17 protein-coding genes are annotated in these 22166 nt (G+C 32.7%); 4 read left to right on the top strand and 13 right to left on the bottom strand.

Annotation, left to right across the window (positions count from 1 at the left end):
* The 6 genes from AAC053_RS02265 to AAC053_RS02240 form a co-directional block, all read right to left on the bottom strand.
* On the bottom strand, positions 1–2353 hold a 2353-nt coding region (locus tag AAC053_RS02265; protein WP_339752250.1), incomplete at its 3' end, for a 3-hydroxyacyl-CoA dehydrogenase/enoyl-CoA hydratase family protein.
* 1 nt (position 2354) lies between these two features.
* Entirely contained in the window at positions 2355–2810 is a 456-nt protein-coding gene (locus AAC053_RS02260) for a MarR family transcriptional regulator (RefSeq protein ID WP_339752247.1), read from the bottom strand.
* Positions 2811–2950: 140 nt separating this feature from the next.
* Positions 2951–4723 (bottom strand): long-chain fatty acid--CoA ligase, encoded by a 1773-nt coding sequence (locus tag AAC053_RS02255; RefSeq protein ID WP_339752245.1) that lies wholly within the window; start codon positions 4721–4723, stop codon positions 2951–2953.
* 185 nt (positions 4724–4908) lie between these two features.
* Positions 4909–8661 (bottom strand): phosphoribosylformylglycinamidine synthase, encoded by a 3753-nt coding sequence (gene purL, locus AAC053_RS02250; protein ID WP_339752242.1) that lies wholly within the window; start codon positions 8659–8661, stop codon positions 4909–4911.
* A gap of 158 nt (positions 8662–8819) precedes the next feature.
* The gene (locus AAC053_RS02245) at positions 8820–10610 is read right to left on the bottom strand and encodes an endonuclease (RefSeq protein ID WP_339752239.1); all 1791 of its coding nucleotides are present in this window, start codon (positions 10608–10610) and stop codon (positions 8820–8822) included.
* A gap of 28 nt (positions 10611–10638) precedes the next feature.
* Positions 10639–11850: a methyltransferase domain-containing protein gene (locus AAC053_RS02240; protein WP_339752236.1), complete on the bottom strand. Its 1212-nt coding sequence runs from the start codon at positions 11848–11850 to the stop codon at positions 10639–10641.
* Positions 11851–12025: 175 nt separating this feature from the next.
* Here AAC053_RS02240 and AAC053_RS02235 point away from each other — a divergent pair, with 175 nt between their 5' ends.
* The 3 genes from AAC053_RS02235 to AAC053_RS02225 all read left to right on the top strand — a co-directional run bounded on the left by AAC053_RS02235 (position 12026) and on the right by AAC053_RS02225 (position 14635).
* A complete protein-coding gene (locus AAC053_RS02235) occupies positions 12026–12955 on the top strand; it encodes a YHYH protein (RefSeq protein ID WP_339752234.1) in 930 nt (309 codons plus the stop codon).
* Between the two features lie 218 nt (positions 12956–13173).
* Positions 13174–13575: a hypothetical protein gene (locus AAC053_RS02230; protein WP_339752231.1), complete on the top strand. Its 402-nt coding sequence runs from the start codon at positions 13174–13176 to the stop codon at positions 13573–13575.
* 67 nt (positions 13576–13642) lie between these two features.
* Positions 13643–14635, top strand: a complete 993-nt coding sequence (locus AAC053_RS02225) for an oxidoreductase (RefSeq protein ID WP_339752228.1) — start codon at positions 13643–13645, stop codon at positions 14633–14635.
* Positions 14636–14704: 69 nt separating this feature from the next.
* Here AAC053_RS02225 and AAC053_RS02220 read toward each other — a convergent pair whose 3' ends face one another.
* The 7 genes from AAC053_RS02220 to AAC053_RS02190 all read right to left on the bottom strand — a co-directional run bounded on the left by AAC053_RS02220 (position 14705) and on the right by AAC053_RS02190 (position 21734).
* Entirely contained in the window at positions 14705–15151 is a 447-nt protein-coding gene (locus AAC053_RS02220; protein ID WP_339752225.1) for a sensor of ECF-type sigma factor, read from the bottom strand.
* Positions 15152–15161: 10 nt separating this feature from the next.
* A complete protein-coding gene (locus tag AAC053_RS02215) occupies positions 15162–15668 on the bottom strand; it encodes a hypothetical protein (RefSeq protein ID WP_339752222.1) in 507 nt (168 codons plus the stop codon).
* Between the two features lie 69 nt (positions 15669–15737).
* Positions 15738–16280, bottom strand: coding sequence for an RNA polymerase sigma factor (locus AAC053_RS02210; protein ID WP_339752219.1), 543 nt, complete (start codon positions 16278–16280; stop codon positions 15738–15740).
* 295 nt (positions 16281–16575) lie between these two features.
* Positions 16576–18402 carry an ABC transporter ATP-binding protein gene (locus AAC053_RS02205; protein ID WP_339752216.1) on the bottom strand — a complete coding sequence of 609 codons (1827 nt, stop codon included), beginning with the start codon at positions 18400–18402 and terminating at the stop codon, positions 16576–16578.
* A gap of 8 nt (positions 18403–18410) precedes the next feature.
* Positions 18411–20141 carry a phospho-sugar mutase gene (locus AAC053_RS02200; RefSeq protein ID WP_339752213.1) on the bottom strand — a complete coding sequence of 577 codons (1731 nt, stop codon included), beginning with the start codon at positions 20139–20141 and terminating at the stop codon, positions 18411–18413.
* Between the two features lie 86 nt (positions 20142–20227).
* Positions 20228–21169: a glycosyltransferase family 2 protein gene (locus tag AAC053_RS02195; protein ID WP_339752210.1), complete on the bottom strand. Its 942-nt coding sequence runs from the start codon at positions 21167–21169 to the stop codon at positions 20228–20230.
* A 52-nt stretch (positions 21170–21221) separates the two neighbouring features.
* Positions 21222–21734: a DUF4199 domain-containing protein gene (locus AAC053_RS02190; protein WP_339752208.1), complete on the bottom strand. Its 513-nt coding sequence runs from the start codon at positions 21732–21734 to the stop codon at positions 21222–21224.
* Positions 21735–21893: 159 nt separating this feature from the next.
* Between AAC053_RS02190 and AAC053_RS02185 the strand changes: the two genes are divergently transcribed.
* Entirely contained in the window at positions 21894–22145 is a 252-nt protein-coding gene (locus tag AAC053_RS02185) for a type B 50S ribosomal protein L31 (protein WP_339752205.1), read from the top strand.
* The last annotated feature ends 21 nt before the right edge of the window (positions 22146–22166 follow it).

Genomic DNA, 22166 nt, shown 5'->3' with positions numbered 1-22166 from the left:
TACGTTCTGTACAAAGCGAAAGGAAAGCTTCACGCTCTAAGTCTAATAAATATTGTTCGCTTACTAAAGTCGGTTCAGATAAATCGCCACCAGCCATAACGTATGCTAATTTGTTGGCAATTTTCATATCGTGCTCACTAATGTACTTAGAGTCTTTCATAGCATCAGTTCCTACTAAAAACATACCTAAAGCTTGTTTACCAAGTACTTTTACATCTGTGCGTTTTACAGGTTGTGTATAACCCATATCTGCCATTAATTTAGCATGTTGTTTTGCTACAGCAATCTGACGATCCTTATTAACAACGACAACATCTTTTCCTTTTTGAAGAATCCCTAAATCGAAAGCCTCATAAGCAGACGTTGCTACTTTTGCCATTCCTATAGTTAAGAAATAATCTTGAAGCGTATTTAATTGCACATCACCTTTTTTAAACGTATCAGATGCTCTTAAAGCCATTTCTTTAGAACCACCACCACCAGGAATTACACCAACACCAAACTCTACAAGTCCGATATAAGTTTCTGCTGCTGCAACTACTTTATCTGCGTGCATTGATAACTCACATCCACCACCAAGTGCCATGCCGTGAGGTGCAGCAACAGTTGGGATAGAAGAATAACGCATACGCATCATACTATCTTGGAAATATTTGATAGCCATATTAAGCTCATCATATTCTTGCTCTGCAGCCATCATGAAAATCATGCCAATGTTTGCACCAACAGAGAAGTTTGCCGCTTGGTTACCAACTACTAAACCTGCGAAATCTTTTTCAGCAATATCAATTGCTTTATTTAATCCAGCAAGAACATCACCTCCAATGGTATTCATTTTAGATTGAAATTCTACGTTTAAGATTCCATCTCCTAGATCTTCTACAACAACACCAGAGTTTTTAAATACTTCAGAAGTTTTTCTGATATTATCTAATATGATGAAGCTATCCTGACCAGGAATTTTTTCTTGTGATTTCTTCGGAATGTCATAAGCAAATGTTGCACCTTCTTTAATTGTATAGAAAGATGAACTACCAGAAGCTAACATGTCGTTTACCCAAGCATTAGGCTCTAAGCCTTCTGCTTTCATAATTTCGATTCCTTTTTCTACACCAATAGCATCCCAAATTTGGAAAGGGCCATGTTCCCATCCAAATCCAGCTTTCATAGCATCATCAATCTTATATAAATCATCTGTTATTTCTGGAATTCTGTTTGAAACATAAGTAAATAATGCAGCAAAACTCTTGCGATAGAATTCGCCTGCTTTATCTTTTCCTTTAACTAATATCTTAAATCGATCTGCTACTTTATCAATTGTTTTTGTTAATTCTAAAGTGGCAAATTTTGCGCGTTTTGCTTGGCGATATTCTAATGTGTTTAAGTCGAGAGATAGAATTTCTTTTTTACCTTCAGCTGAAACAGTTTTCTTATAAAACCCTTGTCCAGTCTTACTTCCTAACCATTTGTTTTCCATCATAGTGTTGATGAAATCTGGTAATTTGAAAAGTTCTAAGCGTTCGTCATTTGGACAGTTGTCGTAAATTCCGTTTGCTACATGAACTAAAGTATCTAATCCAACAACATCAACAGTTCTGAAGGTTGCCGATTTTGGGCGACCTATTACTGGACCTGATAATTTATCAACTTCTTCAATCGTTAAATCTAAATCCTTAACAGCGTGAAATAAACTTTGAATACTGAAAATTCCGATTCGGTTTCCAATAAAAGCAGGCGTATCTTTTGCAACTACTGATGTTTTTCCAAGGAATTGCTCGCCATAACCATTTAAAAACTCTAATACTGAAGCATCAGTTTTTGGTCCAGGAATAATTTCGAATAATTTTAAGTAACGCGCAGGATTAAAGAAGTGCGTTCCACAGAAATGTTTCTGGAAATCTTCACTACGACCTTCACTCATAAATTTAATTGGAATACCAGAAGTATTTGAAGTGATTAAAGTCCCTGGAGTTCTGTGTTGCTCTAGTTTTTCAAAAACTTGTTGTTTTATATCTAAACGCTCAACTACAACTTCCATGATCCAATCAACACCCTTAACCTTTGCGATATCATCTTCGAGATTACCAGTTGTAATTCTATTTTTGAACGAATTGTGATAGAGTGGAGCTGGTTTAGATTTTATTGAAGCTGTTAAAGCATCATTTACCAATCTATTTCTAACGGTCTTATCTTCTAAAGTTAAGCCTTTAGCTTTTTCCTTAGCATTCAGTTCTCTCGGAACTATGTCTAATAATAAAACATCAACTCCAATATTAGCAAAATGACAAGCGATACCGCTTCCCATAATACCAGAACCTATAATGGCTATTTTTTTAATTCTACGTTTACTCATCTTATTTTATAGTGTGTTCTTTTTGGTTGTATATCTGTTTGTTGGAAATCATATTATTAATGACTTCAGTAACTTTCTGAAAGTTTGCTAACTCTTCATAAGATACATTTGCTTTAATGGTTTCATTAAAAGTCAATACTTTCTCTTTTGAATAGGCTCTTTTTTCTCTTCCAAATTCTGTTAAGAAAATTAAGACACCTCGACCATCTTCTGGATTTGGCTTACGAATTATTAAGTTCTTTTCTTCCATCATTTTCAATGTTCGCGATAAACTTGTCGCTTCCATTCCCATTTTAGGACCCAATGAGGTTGAAGGTGTGCCATTTTCGGGATCAATACTCAACAAAGTGAAGCCTGTTGCCATTGTACTGTCGAATTTAGCAGCCTCTTCATTGTACATTTTATTGACTGCTAACCATGTGGTTCTTAGTATATAATCAATGGTTTTATCTTTCATTCAGTGAAATTTTTAAACCCAAATATACTAAAAAATACTATGCACGCATAGTATTTGTGAAAAATTTATGATGCATAGTAAAAACTATTCCAAAGGTATTTGTTAGAAACAAAAAACTCCTTTTAATAGGAGTTATATATTTAAGGACGATATATTTTTTCAATAAGATCTTTGTATTTTTCTTTAATAACCTTTCGTTTCATTTTCATAGTAGGAGTGAGGTGATTATCATCTATAGACCAAACATCTGGAGTTAATTCAAACCTTTTAATTTGTTCCCATTTCCCAAAATACGCATTGGCTTCATCTACTTCTTTTTGAATTCTATCAATTAAAATTTGTGAATCACATATTGAATGATTGTCTTTTTTAATGTCTTTATTTTTTCTATCAATCCATTCTTTTATAAATTCATAGTTTGGTTGAATTAAGGCTGCTGGCATTTTTTCGCCTTCACCAATAACCATAATTTGCTCAATAAAACGAGATTGTTTTAATTGATTTTCTAATAATGAAGGTACCACATATTTACCACCTGAGGTTTTGAACATGTCTTTTTTGCGATCTGTAATTTTAAGGAAACCATCTTTACAGATTACTCCAATGTCTCCTGTATGAAAATAATCATTTGATATTACTTCGGCAGTTTTTTTAGGATCTTTAAAATAACCTTTCATTACGTTAGGGCCTTTTACCAAGATTTCGCCATCTTCAGCAATTTTCACTTCAACATTGTCAATAATTCGTCCAACGGTTCCCACTTTAAACCCACCATTGCGTTGGTCGTTTACAGAAACGACAGGTGAGGTTTCAGTAAGACCGTAACCTTCCATAATTGGCATTTCTGCAGCTGCAAACACACGTGTTAGTCTTGGTTGTAAAGCGGCACTACCAGACACCATTAAATCTAAATTGCCTCCTAAACCTTCTTTCCATTTACTAAAAATTAGTTTTCTGGCAAGTGCCAATTTTTTTTCGTATAACCAGCCATTTGCACCATATGGTTCATATTTTAATCCTATATCTATTGCCCAAAAGAATAATGCTTTTTTAATTCCAGAGAGTTCACTTCCTTTAGCCACAATTTTATCGTACACTTTTTCGTATAATCGAGGGACTGCAGTCATGACATTAGGTTTAATTTCTTTGAGATTATCACCCATTTTTTCAATGGATTCAGCAAAATAAACTTCAACACCACAATATTGATATAAATACAGAATCATACGCTCGAACACGTGACATACAGGAAGAAAACTCAATGATTTGGATTTACCATAATCAAAAGGGACGCGTTTTTCACAATCAATAACGTTAGATACCAGGTTTTTATGTGATAGCATGACGCCTTTTGGCCTCCCTGTGGTTCCGGAGGTATATATAAGTGTGGCCAAGTCATCTGGTGTAACATTTTTCTTTCTGTCTTCAACGACATCTTGGTTGTTTTTAGCTTCTCCGAGTACTAAAACCTCTTTCCAACTTTTTTCTTCTGCAACATCATCAAAAGTAAAGACGGCTTTTAATTTTGTGTTTTCTTTTATGTTGTTTAGCTTCTCAATAATTTCCTTGTCTGAAGCAAAGCAATAGATGGCTTCGGAGTGGTTTAGTATATATTCATAGTCTTCTTTACAAATGGTTGGATAGATAGGTACGTTTTGAGCGCCAATCTGTAGAATTCCGATGTCGACAATATTCCATTCTGTTCTGTTGGTTGTAGATATAACGGCAATTTTATCATTAGGTTGCACACCTAATTTTAACAATCCTCTACTAATGGTATTTGCTAAATCAATATATTCTTTAGTAGATGTTGATTTCCATTTACCATCATATTTGGTTGTAAATGCTTTCTCTAAATTATAGGTTTCATGTTGATAATATGGAAAGTCGAAAAGGCGAGTTATCTCTGTCATAGTCTAGCAAACAAATTTTAAAATGATTTCTACGAAAATAAGAAATTTAAAACTATGATGTACTTTTTGAAATTTAATAAGGCTATAGCATAAATATTTTTTATTAAGTTTTAAAAACTAAAAAGAAGTTTAATAAAGCCACCTCTGTGTAATATAATATAATTTTTTTTTAAAAAGCCTTAGAATTATTGTTTTTCTAACCACAATCTAGCATTCACAAATGCCTCTAACCAAGGAGAAACTTCATCTTTTCTACCTTCAGGATAGTTGGCCCAATTCCACTGAAACGTTGAACGTTCTATATGTGGCATGGTTACTAAATGACGACCAGTTGTATCACATAACATAGCCGTATTGAAATCAGAACCGTTAGGATTATGAGGGTAGCCTTCATAACTGTATTTTGCAACTATATCGTAATTATCTTCAGTATAAGGAAGTTTAAATTTTCCTTCACCATGAGAAATCCAAACACCTAAAGTACTGCCAGCTAAACTTGAAAGCATCACTGAATTATTTTCTTGAATCTTAACAGAAGTAAAGTTGCTTTCGTGCTTTTGGGAATCGTTATATGTCATTTTACCATGAATCTCGTGTTCTGGATTTACAAGGTCTAATTCCATCATTAATTGACAACCGTTACATATACCAACAGATAGTGTATCTTCTCGTTTAAAGAAATCGTTAATCACTTTATTGGCTTTTTCGTTGTACTTAATTGCTCCAGCCCAACCTTTTGCAGAACCTAATACATCCGAGTTACTAAAACCACCTACAGCTCCTAAAAACTGAATGTCTTCTAAAGTTTCACGTCCCGAAATTAAATCGGTCATATGTACATCCTTAACATCAAAACCAGCCAAATACATCGCATTTGCCATTTCACGTTCCGAGTTACTTCCTTTTTCTCTAAGAATAGCTGCTTTTGGACTGTCATTACGAGGAGCTTGCGACGTGGTAATCTTTTCATTAGGATGAGATTGCTTCGTTTCACTCGCAATGACGTCTTCTAATTTCCCTGTAAAATGATTTGGAAAAGTATATTCTAAAGGCTGATTTTTATAGTTCTTAAAACGTGTACTAGCTAAGCCATTAGCAGTTTGTTTTTGGTCGAGTAGGTAAGAGGTTTTATACCACATATCTCTTAATCGAGATACTGTCATTGTATAAACTTGGTTTCCATTTATAATGCCTAAAACATCACTTTCAGTCACATGTCCTAATTTATGGAAGTTGATATTTGCATTAGATAGTTCAGCTTCAATAGAATCATCTATAGATTGAATAACAACTCCTGCATTTTCAGCAAATAAAACTTTAAAAGCATCTTTTTCACCAATACTTGTAATGTCTAGTTCGGCACCCAAATTAGTATCAGCAAAGCACAATTCTAACAAAGTTGTAATTAATCCACCTGAAGCCACATCATGTCCTGCAACAATCTGATTGTTTCTTATTAATTGTTGAATTTTGTTGAAGACAGTCTTAACATAGTCAGCACTCTTTACAGTTGGTGTTGTATTCCCAATTTTATTATTAATTTGAGCAAAAGAACTGCCTCCTAGTTCATAAGAATCTTGAGATATATTGATATAATAAATTGATCCTTTATGTTTTTGAAACACAGGCTCAACTACGTTTGTGATGTCATTGCAATTTCCGGCTGCAGAAATAATTACTGTACCAGGAGAAATAACATCACCATCAGGATATTTTTGCTTCATAGACAATGAATCTTTCCCTGTTGGTACGTTTATTCCTAAATCAATAGAAAACTCTGAGATCGCTTTTACCGCTTCATAAAGTCTTGCATCTTCACCTTCATTTTTGCAAGGCCACATCCAATTTGCAGATAACGATATACTTTTTAATCCATCTTTAAGTGGTGCCCAAATAATATTAGTTAAAGCCTCCGTGATTGAATTTCTGCTTCCAGCAACAGGATTAATTAGTCCAGAAATTGGTGAATGACCAATAGACGTTGCAATACCTTCTTTGCCTTTAAAATCTAGTGCCATAACACCAACATTATTAAGAGGTAGTTGTAATGGGCCAACACATTGTTGCTTGGCTACTTTTCCTCCTACACAACGATCTACTTTGTTTGTTAACCAATCTTTACAAGCTACAGCTTCTAGTTGTAATACTTTATCTAAATAATCATAGAAATTATCTGTGTCATAAGAAATACCAGAATATTGTTTTTTAACAGTGACATCATTCATTATGGTTTTTGGGGAGCTTCCAAACATATCTTCTAAAGCTAAATCCATAGGTTTGTCACCATTGGTTTTAGATTCAAACGTAAAACGATGTTTGCCTGTAACTTCACCAACATCATAAATTGGAGAACGTTCTCTGTCAGCTATCTTATGTAAGGTATCCAAATGTTTTTCAGCAATTACCAATCCCATGCGTTCTTGAGATTCATTACCAATAATTTCTTTTGAAGATAATGTAGGGTCACCAACAGGTAATTTGTCTAAATCGATAAGTCCACCAGTATCTTCAACCAACTCAGACAAACAGTTTAGGTGTCCACCAGCTCCATGATCGTGAATAGAAACAATGAAATTTTCATCGCTCTCTACCATTCCACGAACTGCATTTGCAGCACGTTTTTGCATTTCTGGATTAGAACGTTGTACAGCATTTAATTCTATACCAGAATCCAAAGCACCAGTATCAGCAGAAGAAACGGCTGCTCCTCCCATACCAATTCTGTAATTATCTCCTCCAAGAATTACGATTTTATCTCCTTCTTTTGGAATATCCTTTAGTGCCTGATCTGCTTTTGCATAACCAATTCCACCAGCTTGCATTATTACTTTGTCGTAACCTAGTTTGCGAGGTTTTGACCCTTCGACTGTATTGAAAGCGCCTTCGTTGTACTCGTCATGTTCAAAGGTTAAAACAGAACCACAGATTAGAGGTTGCCCGAATTTGTTTCCAAAATCAGAAGCTCCATTACTGGCTTTAATTAAAATATCCATTGGAGTTTGATACAACCATTTGCGTTCTGGAAACGCTTTTTCCCAAGGCCGTTCTTTGTTTAATCTTGAATAAGATGTCATATAAACAGCAGTACCTGCTAATGGTAAAGATCCTTTTCCACCTGCAAGTCTATCTCTAATTTCACCTCCAGAGCCAGTTGCAGCTCCATTAAAAGGCTCAACTGTTGTTGGGAAATTGTGTGTTTCTGCTTTTAGAGAAATAACAGATTCAAATTCTTTTGTTGTGTAGTAATCTGGAATATCAGCACGACCAGGAGCAAATTGTTCTACAACTGGTCCTTCTATAAAAGCGACATTATCTTTGTATGCTGAAACAATATTATGTGGATTTTGTTTCGATGTTTCTTTTATAAGTTTGAATAATGAGGTCTCTTTTTTTTCTCCATCAATAACGAAAGTTCCGTTGAATATTTTATGCCTGCAATGTTCAGAATTTACTTGAGAGAAGCCAAACACTTCTGAGTCGGTTAATGGTCTATCAATTTTTTTAGCAACACCTTCAAGATAATTAACTTCTTCTGCACTAAGTGAAAGTCCTTCTTGCTGATTGTATGCAGAAATATCTTTAATATTTTGAATCGCTTCAGGTTTAATATTAATGGTAAATATATCTTGATTTAAACTTCGATATTTTTCAGATATCATTGGGTCATAACCGTTAAAATCTTCTGAAGCTGTAGCGAAATCTTCAATTCTTATAATATTAGAGATTCCCATATTTTGGGTAATCTCAACTGCATTGGTACTCCAAGGAGTAATCATTGCAGCTCTGGGACCAACAAAAAAAGTATCTATCGATGCTTGTTCTATTTTTGGCTGGTTGCCAAATAACCATTCTAATTTTAAGATGGTTTTTGTTGATAATTCTTTTGTGGCTTGAACGGCAAAAACATTGCTGTTTTGGTTTCCAAAGAAGTGAATCATTTATGAATTGTGTTTGGTGTGAAAAATAAAAACACAAAGTTAATTGATTTTAGAATATTACTATTACAATTTTGGGTTCAAATAGTTAAGTATTCAACAAGTTTTAAACAAAAAAAGCAGCTCGTAAAAGCTGCTTTTAAATATTAAAATTATTGTATCTATTGTTTTATAAGCCTCTTCGTAATAGTTGCATTATTCTGAGTAATTTTTACAATGTAAATTCCAGTTTTTAATGACTGAAGATTTATTATACTCGTATTATTCAATGTACTTCTATAAACACGTTTTCCTAGAATATCATAGATTTCTATTTTCGTATCTATATCCAATTTTAAATCTATAGTAAGATTGTTTTTAACTGGATTAGGATGAATCTTTATACTAGAGGTATTAAATTCATCGACACTTAAGGTAGTAAAACATGTGTAAGATAGATCGTCGAATTTTACTCTATTGCTAGCTGAACTATTTCCATCAATAACAATTGAAATGTTGTTTTCTACATTAATATTTGGAATTGTAATAGTTTCTGCAGTGTCGCTATAGTCAATTGTACTAACAAAATTCCCGTTAACATTTAAATTAAAAGTACCACTAGAGCCACTAAACACACGTTGTGTAGTAACAGTTAAAGTCCCTATTCCGCCAGAAGTTACGGGTAATGTTACTACTCCGTTTCTAACAGTGATTGATCTTGTGTTTAGGGTTTGGTCAGTTCTAGAATCTGTTGCATTCCAAGTGCCTCCATCATCACCTGTCCAACTCACATTAGAATAAGAACCTGAAGACGTACCTATGTTTTCAAATGTTTCAGCTAAGCAATCTGAGCCGCCTGCTCCATTATCAGTAGTTACTTCACAATCTTGGTTACTGAGACCAGATTCATTGCCTGCTGCATCTTTTGCCTTTATTGTAAAACAATAGTTTGTTGCCGAAGTTAAACCTGTGGCAGTAAAACTTGTACTACTTGTATTATACGTATAAATGGTATTTATATAAATATCGTAAGAAACTACAGCGATATTATCTGTTGAAGCTGTCCAGTTTAAATCTATACTATTATCTGTAGGATTAGACGCAACTAAATTTGTTGGATTTGTTGGGTCTTCAGTATCTGGAGTAGGATTCCAAATTATGTTTGCATATTCTGGATGATCTACAAAAGGATTTGCATTTCCTTGAAAATTATAAGCAGCGTCGTTTCTATCAATTTCTCGTTGATCTACAGGATCTACATTATAATGCCAATCTAATAACAGATCAATTGCCCAAGGGAATAAGGCTTGGTCTTCAGTACCATTAAACATATTAAAACCTGTATAGTCATCTACAGTATCTTCATAGCGAGTTGCAAAATAGAGTACTGCTCTTGCAATATCACCTTTAAATTCATCGATAGGTTCGAATACGGTTCCAGAATATCCTACAACATTACTATTGCCTTTTTTAGATCCATTAAGTGAAGTCCAACTTGCAGATCCAACAGTTCCAAAAGGAAAACTACCTCTTTGGCCATTTGCATAACCATCACTTGGAATAACATGATGTATGTCATTTTTCATTGGCGAAGCACCACTAAATGAAGATTGCGGAATTAAATGTTCGCGATTGTAGCAAATACTTTCGGCATTATAATTTCCACATTGGTTAGATCCGTGATTAAATACATAAGGATCTGTTCCGTTAGGATTTTCTGTATAGTATAATAATATTGTATTGTCATTTTCATAACCGCTTTGTGCAATATTATCTGAATGGGTTGTTGTGTAGCCAGAATATAAGGCACTATAGCCTTGGTCGCTATGGCCATTTGTAATAATAACTTTTAACTGGGTCTTTAAGGCAAAACCTGTTAAACCATTAGCACTATCATAGTAGTTAGATGGAATTTGAGCAAAACTAATAGATGTGGTAATAATTGCTAATATTAAAAAGTAAAAGTTCTTCATCTATAATTTTATTTGATAATAATTTGGGTTATTTTTTTTCTAAAAGCGCCATGTAAAATCCATCAAAACCAGATTTATAGGCTAATATTTTTTTGTCTTTAACAAGTGTGAAATCTTTTCCTGTTTCTGAAGTTAAGAATTTTTCTATTTGTTTTTGATTTTCAGACGGTAAAATAGAACAGGTTGCATATACCATTTTTCCACTAGATTTCACCATTTTAGAGTATTGTTCTAAAACTTCTAATTGTGTTTGCTTTATGCTCTCAATAAACTCTGGTTGCAGTTTCCACTTGGCATCAGGATTTCGTCTTAAAACACCAAGGCCAGAGCAAGGAGCATCAATTAATAAGCGGTCTGCTTTGCCATACAACTTTTTTATAGGCTTGGTAGAATCTATAACTTTCATCTCAATATTGTGTACACCATTTCTGCGTGCTCTAATTTTGAGTTTTTTCAATTTACTTTCGTAAATATCCATAGCAATGATCTGACCTTTGTTTTCCATAAGCGATGCTAAATGCAAGGTTTTACCACCTGCACCTGCACAAACATCTACAACTTTCATGCCTGGTTTTACATCTAAAAAATCTGCAACCAGTTGAGAAGATGCGTCTTGTACCTCGAACCAACCATTTTTAAATGCTTCGGTTTTAAATACATTAGCACGTTCTACTAACTTTAAAGCAGAAGGATGATTGGGTAAAAACTCAGTCTCAATTTCTTCGGATTGTAACTTAAGTTGTAAATCTTTTTTGTTCGTTTTTATGGTGTTTACTCTAAGAATAACATCGGCTTGTTCATTCTGCATTGCTATTTCCTTAGTCCACTCAGCCTCACCCAATTCTTTTACCCCTAAGTCATCAATCCAATCTGGAATAGACTCTTTGTACTTTCTAATTTTAGAAAGCTCATCAAAACGTCCTTTTATTTTACGAGAAGGTGTATCTGTGAAGTATTTCCAATCTGGCAATTTAATACCTTTTAGCGTTGCCCAAACAGCAAAAATTCTCCAAAGATTATCTCTGTGATAAGGGGCTTTTACGTCTGCTATTTCTGCATAGAGTCGTTGATATCGCACAATGCTATAAACGGTTTCTGCGACAAAACCTCGGTCGCGACTTCCCCAACGTTTATCGCGTTTTAGTAATTGTTGAATAACTTTGTCAGCATATTCACCTTCATTAAAAATGAGGTGTAAACCGTCAATAACGGCAAAGCATAGGTTTCTGTGTAGTCGCATTTCAAAAAAAAAATATAAGCGTGCAAAGGTAAGATTAATTAATTATTATAATAGTAATTTAATGGTCAATTAAACCATTTATATATTTCACAGTCATAACTCATAATGTTGCTAAATTTAATTTTAATGCCTTTAATTTGTTAAAAATGAGATATTTATTGTTGCTATATGTATTGTGTTTATTGGTTGTAAGGAGCAAAACTTAAGAAAAGGGTATAAAAAGGGAGATTTTGCTCACCATTATAAAAGTGAAGATAAACAAGAGTCTTACTTTGACAATTTCTCCATAGAAGACAAGACTTACGGAACAAAAACCGAGGTTAAAATTATGGGTGATAAGCGTATTATGATTACAAGTTCGTTGTCAAATCACAAAACAGGAGAGTTTCCAAGAAAAGGAAATCCAAATACAATTTCTGCACAAAATAGAATCTATACATTTACTGTAAATCCAAAATATACTGGAATACCACAATGGGTTAGAGAACCAGGTGTTGCTTTAAATGGAGTGAAATTTGAACCAGGAACAGCTGAGGTTGTAGAGTGTGAGACAGGTGAGAATTATCGTGTTGAGGCTTTTCAAGATATCATTGATTTGGGTTTAGATTTTAATAATGCACATGTTCAGCCAACAGGAGCTTATCATTATCATGGAGCACCAACATCTGTTATTGAAGGATTTGATGAAGGAGAAGATTTGGTACATGTTGGTTTTGCACACCATGGATTCCCTGTATATTACAAATATGCTTATTCAGACGCATCAGATAGTAATTCTTCAGTAGTGGCAATGTCTTCTAGTTACCAATTAAAATCTGGATCTAGAGGTGGAGATGGAGTTACTGCACCTTGTGGAATGCATGACGGAGTGTATTCTAATGATTACAAATATATTTTTGACTTAGGTACTTTAGATGAAGCTAATGGCAGAACAGGAGTCACTACAGAATATCCTGCAGGTACCTATTATTATTATTATTATGTAATTACAGATGATTTTCCTAGTATTCCAAGATTCTTTAGAGGAACGCCTTCTCAAGATTTTAAAATAGGAATGGAATATGAAAGGGTTTTGTTATGCCTTAATGATTTTGTGCTTATATAGTACTTGTGGTTTTGCACATGATGCTAATAAAGCTTTTTTCAAAATTCAACAAAAAGGCAATGTAATTGAGGTACAAGCAGAATTTCCTTGGAGTATAAGAAATGCGATATTAGAAACATTTTCCGGAGCTGGAATATTCAAAAAATAAAACAGATTTTGAAACTGCATTTTTTAAATACATAGACACCAATTTTAGTGTTGGCAATAGCAATGTGCTTTTGTCGCTTGTATCTGTTAAAGAAGTAGTTGAGCAAGGTCATTCGCATCAAAACAACTTTGTGTTTGTATTTGCTGGTAATAATTTTGACACTATTACAAACACAGTAATGTTTAACATATATGATAATCAAAAGAACTATCACGAGGTTGAAATAAATATAGAGCCTGTGGAATTTGTTACAACAACTGAGAAGACGTCATTTAAAATTAATTCTTCTGTTGATGCAGAATCTAGTATAGGAAATGATACCATAGTAATTTTATTAGCCCTTTTTTTTAGTATTCTGATGACGTTATTGTTTTTTAAAAATAGAAAGAAATTGATTAGATCGATTGAGATTATTTATTATAAAAGCTTTGTTGTTATATCACGGAGCTTTTCTATTTTTATAGAAAATTAGTTTGATGAGGTTATTAATCTGTTGTTTGTTTTTTATTGGTTTAAATTCTTGTAAATCTGAAGAACCTTTGAAAACTAGAAATATTTCTAAAGTTGAAATTGAAACGTTGTTTCAAGATTCTCTTTTGAATGTTAGAGCCATTGAAATTGATAATAAAGAAGCATTTAGTTTTGCTGCGCCTAATGGTAAGATAGGAGGGAATTTGTTTTACGGTGATACAGAGAAAATTGGAGTAAGGAAACAGATTAAATTAGATTCCACTAATCTTAATTTTCGTTCGTTGGCAACTCCTAATAATAAAACAGGTTTTGTTTTGAGCATAAGTTCACCAGCTCTTTTGTATAAAATTGATATTGACTCAATCAAATTAGTCTACCAAGAAAACCACCCAAAGGCCTTCTACGATTCCATGGATTTTTGGAACAACCAAGAAGGTATAGCCATTGGTGACCCAACAGAAGATTGTATGAGCATTATTATCACCAGAGATGGAGGAAACACTTGGACAAAACTATCTTGTGATGATTTGCCAAAAGCGAAAGAAGGTGAAGCTGCTTTTGCAGCAAGTGATACTAATATCGCAATTGTTGGAGACTATACTTGGGTTGCCACAGGTGGCAAAGCTAGCCGAATACTATTTTCACCAGATAAAGGAAACACATGGGAAGTTTATAAGACTCCAATTATACAAGGAAAAGAAACCACAGGAATGTATTCTTTAGACTTTTACGATGAAAATAATGGTTTTGCTATTGGTGGTGATTATACCAAACCTAATGATACTTTAAACAATAAAATTAGAACTAATGATGGTGGCAAAACTTGGCAAGTGGTTGCTAATGGCAAAAAACCTGGTTATAGAAGCTGTGTGCAGTATATACCAAATAGTAACGGTAAAGAATTAGTTACTGTCGGTTTTAAAGGTATTGACTATAGTAACGATTCTGGAGACTCTTGGAAGCATCTAAGTGACGAAAGTTTTTATACCATTCGATTTTTAAATGATTCTGTAGCTTATGCAGCTGGTAAAGGACGTATAGGCAAACTGACTTTTAGATAATAAGCAAAAAAGCTAATAATAACAAGTACAGCATAACAAATAATTGCGGTTTATAGGATACTGCCAGTATTAGTCTTTCTTTCCGCGTTTTTCATGTATTTCTCTTAAGTGCTTTAAAAGTCTTCTATCAAACTCACGCTCAGCTCTCATTAAAGCTATAATTTTTTTACTTGATATAATATTTGATAATTTAGATACTAAATCTCTATTAAGCTTGTGTTTCTGATCTTCTATATCTAGCATTTCATCTAATAGAACTTTTGTTTCTTTTTCGGTTAATTCATCAGGATGTTTTTCTTTTCTTTTTAAAGTTGATTTTTTTCGAAGCGCTTTTTTTTTAGTTTCTATTTCGTTATATATTGGCCAAAATTTTTCTGCTTCATCGGCAGTTAAACTAAGTCTTTCGGTAATGAAAGCCGTTTTTTGAGCCTTTATACGCTCATTCATTTTTGCTCCACGTTGTGCAAATCCAGAAAAGCTAATTAGTAAAACGAGTATTGGAATTAATTTCTTCATTGTATTGTCTTTAATATTCAAATATGGTTTCAATATCTGAGTTGTCTAAAAGATACGATTCTAAATTACCTTCTTCATAGGGAGTGTTTATAATTGTAAAATCGTCTTCCAATAGATTTGTGTCAGATAATAATTGTGCTATTTCGTAACTGCTTAAATCTCTGTTTTCTAAATAGGCTTCAACCATTTCTACAGAAATTATATCCTCAGTTTTTTCAGTATTAGTAAAAATAGCGATTAGCAATACTATAGAAGCTGCAATACCAGCAATATAATAGAACGTCTTTCTAGATTGTAAGCTAATAACTGGTTTGTCTTCAGTATTCAACTTACCTAAAATGGTACCTTCAACGGAATTAAAATAATCATTAGGTACAGAATAACCTGTAGTTTCAATATCCTCAATAGATTCCGTTTTATTTAAACGTTTAAAGAGTTTGTATTCGAAAGACTCAAAGTATTGGTTTGGTGTTTTAAAACCAAGGGGCTTAATGTTATGTGATTTATCTTTTTTCATTTTTAGTTTCCACGAAAGTGTAAATCTGCTTTATTTTCTATTTCTATGACTTTATATTAACAAAATAGTTTAATCTGATCTTAAAATGGCTTCTATTTTTTTTGCTGCTATATGATAGGATGCTTTTAAAGCACCTTCACTTGTCTCTAAAATTTCAGACATATCTTTATATTTTAAATCTTCAAAATATTTCATATTAAATACCAATTGTTGTTTTTGAGGCAATGTAGCTATAGCTTTTTGTAATTTTAATTGAATTTCATCACCTTCAAAATATACGTCAGCTGTTAGGTTATTAATAGCATTTTCTTTATGCTCTTCATTTGTAATTTGAAGGAGCTTCGCGTTTTTATTGATATGTGTAATAGATTCATTAGTTGCGATACGGTACATCCAAGAAAACAATTTACTATCTCCTTTAAACTTATCAATACTGCGATATACTTTTATAAAGGTATTTTGCAGTACGTCATCTGCATCATCATGTGAGATTACAATTTTTCGTATATGCCAATACAGACGCTCTTTATAGAGTTGTAATAGCTCTCTAAAAGCAGCTTCTTTATACAAGGGGTCTTGTAAGCGCGTTATAAATTCTTTTTCGTTTATCAAAAAAACATTTAGTATTAAGACTCTTCAAATTACTAAAAGTTTAATTACTAAAACTTTTAAATTTTATTTTTAAATCGAATATTGATAATCAGATAGTTATAATTAATAAATACGATTAAGGGCAAATAAATTCGATAAAAAGCATTTTTTTTAGGTTTATACTAGTTTTTATTTTATGTTTGCTTCAGCTTAACCTATTACTCGTTATCAGTTTCCCCAAATCTGGTAACAAAAAGAAAAGGATGTGCCTTACGGTTCATCCTTTTTGATTTTATAGTATTTAGTTTATTTATATTTATTCGAAACTCTGCATATCTACCAATTTTTTGTAAACACCGTTTTTTAAGATAAGTTCTGCATGTGTGCCTTGCTCCGCAATTTCACCTTTTTGCATTACAACAATTAAGTCTGCATTCTGGATTGTTGAAAGTCGATGGGCAATAATAATAGAGGTTCGGTTTTTCATCATGTTCTCTAATGCTTCTTGTACTAAGCGTTCACTTTCTGTATCTAAAGCAGAAGTTGCCTCGTCTAAAATCATGATTGGTGGATTCTTAAGTACAGCCCTTGCGATGCTTAAACGTTGTTTTTGTCCGCCAGATAATTTATTACCAGAATCTCCAATATTGGTTTCAATTTCTCTTGGTAAATCCTTTACAAATTCCCAAGCATTTGCAATTTTTAGTGCATCTATTATCTCTTTGTCTGTTGCATTTTCTTTACCTAAAAGAATATTATTTTTAATGCTATCATTGAAAAGTATTGAATCTTGAGTAACCAATCCCATTAAATTACGTAATGAGTGTTTAGTGAGTGATTTAATATTGTCTCCATCTAAGGTAATGCTACCATCATTAACATCATAGAAGCGTGTTACTAAATTCGCGATGGTACTTTTACCACTTCCAGATTGGCCAACCAAAGCAACACTTTTTCCTTTAAGGACCTTTAATGAGAAGTTTTTAAGAACTAAATCATCTTCATATTTAAATGAAATACTATTAATATCTATTGATGTCTTAAAATTGGTTTTTGATATGGCATTGGGAATATCTTCTAAAGGATTTGTGGTTTCAATTATTTCTAAGACACGTTCGGCAGCGGCATTACCTCGTTTTACATTGTTATTGGCTTTGCTTAATGCTTTAATAGGTGTTAGAATATTATATGCTAGTCCCATAAAAGCTATAAAAGAAGACGCTAACAACGATTTATCAATCAAAACCATTCTACCTCCAAACCATAATAAGAAGGCAATGGTTACAATACCTAAAAATTCACTTAGTGGTGTTGCAATATTTTGACGATTCATCATTTTATTCGAAAAATTAAAAAAGCGTTTTGTAGAATCTGTAAACTTTGAATTAAATAAAGATTGAGCGTTGAAACCTTTAATGATTTTTAAACCATTAAGTGTTTCCTCTAAAATGGATAGAAAAATCCCTTGTTCTTTTTGAACATCAGCTGATTGCTGCCTTAGTCGTTTTGCAATAACAGAAATAATATATCCAGCAGTTGGAATAAAAACAAAAACAAAAAGTGTCAGTTTTACACTAATTGTGAGCATAATGGCAATTGAGAAGATTACACTTAGAGGCTCCCTTACAATAATTTCTAAAACAGATAAAAATGAATTTTGAACCTCATTAACATCACTGGCAATACGCGACATAATATCACCTTTTCTCTTTTCAGAAAAGAAACTAATTGGTAAGTTTACTGTTTTAGTATATAAGGTGTCTCTTAGATCTTTTAGAATGCCATTCCGTAGGAAGGTTCCAAAATATAAGGCCATATAGTTAAATATGTTTTTAAGTAGAAACACCACAATAACTAAAATAATAATAAAGGTCAAGGCCTTTAATTGATCATTTTCCGCAAATGTTTGTATACTGTAAGTTAACGAGTCTTTTAGATAACCGCCTATATTGTTTAAGCCATTTAAAACAGGTTTTTCAGTAATAACATCATGATTTTCACCAAAAAGAATATTAAGCATTGGCATGAGTACCACAAAAGAGAGTGCACCAAACAAGGCATACAGTATATTAAAGATAATATTTAAAATCGCATAGCGCTTATAAGGTAGTGCATATACGAGTATTTTTTTTAAGTAGTTCATGTATTGTGTTAGGCTAGTTTCATGTCTTTAATAATGGCATCTAATTTTTCTTCTAAATTCTTTTCAGTATCAAGAAAATCCGATGCTTTTTTCAGTGTGGTATTTACACTGATATAAAACTTAATTTTAGGTTCAGTACCACTAGGTCTTAATGCTATTTTACTGCCATCTTCTGTATAGTATATCAATACATTAGATTTAGGAATATCTATTGTGGTTTCTTGACGCGTTTGAAGATTTTTTGAAATTGATAATTGATAATCTTCAATTAGTATCACTTTAGAACCATTAAGTTCTTTTAAAGGATTTTTTCTGGCATCAATCATCATTTGATTAATTTTTTGTGCACCTTCAATTCCTTTTTTAGTTATAGAGACTAAACGTTCTTTAAAAAATCCATGTTCAACGTACAAATCTATTAATTCTTCATACATGGTTTTGCCTTTAACTTTAGCTTGAGCAGCAATTTCACAGGCCAAAAGTGTAGAGGTTACAGCATCTTTATCACGGACAAAATCACCAACCATAAAGCCAAAACTTTCTTCTCCGCCACCAATAAAATCCATAGTAGAGAAATCTTTTATCATTTTAGCAATCCATTTAAAACCTGTTAGGCCTATTTTGCATTCTACATTATAGGCATTTGCCAAAACAGACATCATAGGTGTAGAAACAATTGTAGAAGCTACAAATTGATTATTATTTATTTTGCCAGAAATTTCCCATTGTTTAAGTAGAAAGTTTGTCATTAAAACCATGGTTTGGTTGCCGTTGAGAATGACTAATTCATTTTCTAAATTACGGGCTACAACACCTAAGCGATCACAATCTGGATCTGTACCAATAACAATATCGCCATCAACTTTTTGGGCAAGTGCTATTGCCATTTTTAATGCTTCTGGTTCTTCAGGGTTTGGTGATACTACAGTTGGGAAATCGCCATTAGGTTCGCGTTGTTCTTCAACAATATTTACGTGAGTATATCCTGCTCGTTTTAAAGTTTCTGGAATGGCTGTAATCGATGTACCGTGTAATGATGTAAAGACAATGTTTAAGTTCTCTTTCGCTTCTTTTGAAGTTTCAAAACTTCCGTTTTTTATAGAATTATCAATGAATATATTGTCAACATCACTTCCTATATATTGAATTAAATCGTTGTTAGCGTTAAATTTAATTTCAGAATAGTCTAGTCGGTCTATTTCGGCAATAATTTCTCCATCTTGTGGTGGTACTAATTGTCCGCCATCTTGCCAATAGACTTTGTAGCCATTATATTCTGGTGGATTGTGTGAAGCAGTTAATACAATACCACAATGACAACCTAAATGTTTAAGAGCGAATGATAATTCTGGTGTTGGTCGTAAGTCTTCAAACAAATAAACCTTAATTCCGTTGGCAGAAAAAACGTCAGCAACAACCTTTCCGAAAATCTTACTATTGTGTCTGCAATCATAAGCAATTGCGACTTTTAAATCTTCATTCGGAAAAGATTTTTTTAAATAATTACTTATGCCTTGTGTGTTTTTACCTAAAGTATATTTATTAATTCGGTTGGTACCAAGTCCCATTACGCCTCTCATTCCACCAGTACCAAACTCTAAGTTTTTATAAAAACTTTCTTCTAAACCTTTAGGGTTTGATGCTATGAGGTGTTTTATTTGGTTTTGAGTGTCTTCATCAAAAGCTGGAGTTAACCACGCATTAACACGTTCTAAAATTTCAGGTTTAATATAAATCATTTGTAGAAGTTATGATGCAACAAAAGTAAACATTTAGAATGTTACTAATTGTAACAGTCTTTTAAATTAGTATCAATAATGAGGAATCAAAATTCTTCTTTGATATTATAACGTTGTTGCTGACGTTTAGAACGTAAAATAAGTTCTCCTAAAAAACCTGCAATAAAAAATTGCGAGCCAATAATCATTGTTGATAGAGCTAAGTAAAATTGCGGTCTCTCAGTAATTAATCTTCCTGTAGGATTGAAAAACAATTTATCTAAACCTAAATAAAATGCAAAACCAAGACCTATTATAAACATAATAACACCAAGTGATCCAAACAAATGCATTGGTCGTCTTCCAAAACGCGTAATAAACCAAATAGTAATTAGATCTAAGAAACCGTTTATAAAACGATTCATCCCAAATTTGGTTTTTCCATATTTACGTGCTTGGTGTTGTACTACTTTTTCACCAATATTTGTAAAGCCAGCATTTTTGGCTAAAACAGGAATATAGCGATGCATTTCTCCATAGACATCAATATGTTTTACAACAGTATTACTATAGGCTTTTAGTCCACAGTTAAAATCATTGAGTTTTACGCCAGAAGTCCGTCTTGCAGCCCAATTAAATAGTTTAGAAGGTAAATTCTTGGATATTACAGAATCGTAACGTTTCTTTTTCCAACCAGAAACTAAATCGTAACCTTCACTCATTATCATTTTATAGAGTTCTAGGATTTCTTCAGGATTGTCTTGCAAATCGGCATCCATAGTAATAATTACATCACCTTCTGCTTTTGCAAAACCAGCATGAAGTGCTTGAGATTTTCCGAAGTTTTTTAGAAACCGAATACCTTTTACATTAGAATTAGCCAAAGAAAGCTGTGTAATAACTTTCCATGAATTATCAGTACTACCATCGTCTATAAATAGAATTTCGTAAGAAAAAGAATTGGATTGCATCACTGATACAATCCAATTGTGTAATTCTTTTAAAGAGTCTTCTTCGTTAAGTAGTGGTATAACTACTGATATATTCATATTGTTGTTATCTATTTATAGACTTCAAAAATACAGAAATTATTTAAGGGTTTTAGTGATCACTTCTCATAATTAATCCTGCTATTAATGATACAATCAATCCAAAAATTAATGATCCTAAAATAGAAGACAAACTAAAGAAAGTTGAGTTCATAAAAATATTACTTATTCCCATTGCTTGGTCAACCTGTTCCTCGGTCATGTTTGGATTACTCTCCATCATTTGATTATAAGCAGTCTCTCTTTGCATTTCAATAAATTCAGGATATACAAACTCATAGTGAACATAAGAATATATTGCTGTTATTACACCTGCTATTACTGCAATTGCTAATCCAACTTTTATTGCTTGTCCGATTGATAACACATTGGCATTAGCATTTTTAAAAGCTTTAATACCATAAACAAAAATCAGAACACTTATTACTAAGCTTATTATAGATAAAGTCCAGTTTTTATCCATATTAGCAACATACATAATTATTAAGCCTGTAATACTAAGTAGAGCTGAATATAAACCATAAGTATATGCAATTGGTTTAATTGAAGGTGTTTTGTGTTCCATAATAAATTTAGTTTTATAGTTAATTGATTAGTAAGTATTCAAAGATAGATAAATGTTACAGAAATTATGAAAATAAAAAGTATTAAAAAGATTGTACATTTATAAAAAATACTTAAATTTGCACCTCGAAAAAATCGAATTTATTTAAAGCATTTAGTGATGAAAGCAGGAATACATCCAGAAAATTATAGATTAGTAGCGTTTAAAGATATGTCTAACGAAGATGTGTTTTTAACTAAATCTACAGCAGATACAAGTGAAACTATTGAAGTTGATGGTGTTGAATATCCATTAGTAAAATTGGAAATTTCTAGAACATCACACCCTTACTATACTGGTAAATCTAAATTAGTAGATACAGCAGGTCGTATTGACAAGTTCAAAAGCAAATACGCTAAGTTTAAGAAATAAGCATAGCTTACCTATAAACGT

The organism is uncultured Winogradskyella sp. (assembly GCF_963975125.1).
Classification (GTDB): Bacteria; Bacteroidota; Bacteroidia; order Flavobacteriales; family Flavobacteriaceae; genus Winogradskyella.
The sequence above is the reverse complement of the archived record's forward strand: the minus strand, read 5'-3'. Positions and strand labels throughout refer to the sequence as shown.

Bases quoted from the DNA above. Each gene is read 5' to 3' on its own strand.
- AAC053_RS02260 (WP_339752247.1), bottom strand. From the start codon at position 2,810: ATGAAAGATAAAACCATTGATTATATACTAAGAACCACATGGTTAGCA.
- AAC053_RS02255 (WP_339752245.1), bottom strand. From the start codon at position 4,723: ATGACAGAGATAACTCGCCTTTTCGACTTTCCATATTATCAACATGAA.
- purL (WP_339752242.1), bottom strand. From the start codon at position 8,661: ATGATTCACTTCTTTGGAAACCAAAACAGCAATGTTTTTGCCGTTCAA.
- AAC053_RS02245 (WP_339752239.1), bottom strand. From the start codon at position 10,610: ATGAAGAACTTTTACTTTTTAATATTAGCAATTATTACCACATCTATT.
- AAC053_RS02240 (WP_339752236.1), bottom strand. From the start codon at position 11,850: ATGCGACTACACAGAAACCTATGCTTTGCCGTTATTGACGGTTTACAC.
- AAC053_RS02220 (WP_339752225.1), bottom strand. From the start codon at position 15,151: ATGAAGAAATTAATTCCAATACTCGTTTTACTAATTAGCTTTTCTGGA.
- AAC053_RS02215 (WP_339752222.1), bottom strand. From the start codon at position 15,668: ATGAAAAAAGATAAATCACATAACATTAAGCCCCTTGGTTTTAAAACA.
- AAC053_RS02205 (WP_339752216.1), bottom strand. From the start codon at position 18,402: ATGAACTACTTAAAAAAAATACTCGTATATGCACTACCTTATAAGCGC.
- AAC053_RS02200 (WP_339752213.1), bottom strand. From the start codon at position 20,141: ATGATTTATATTAAACCTGAAATTTTAGAACGTGTTAATGCGTGGTTA.
- AAC053_RS02195 (WP_339752210.1), bottom strand. From the start codon at position 21,169: ATGAATATATCAGTAGTTATACCACTACTTAACGAAGAAGACTCTTTA.
- AAC053_RS02190 (WP_339752208.1), bottom strand. From the start codon at position 21,734: ATGGAACACAAAACACCTTCAATTAAACCAATTGCATATACTTATGGT.
- AAC053_RS02185 (WP_339752205.1), top strand. From the start codon at position 21,894: ATGAAAGCAGGAATACATCCAGAAAATTATAGATTAGTAGCGTTTAAA.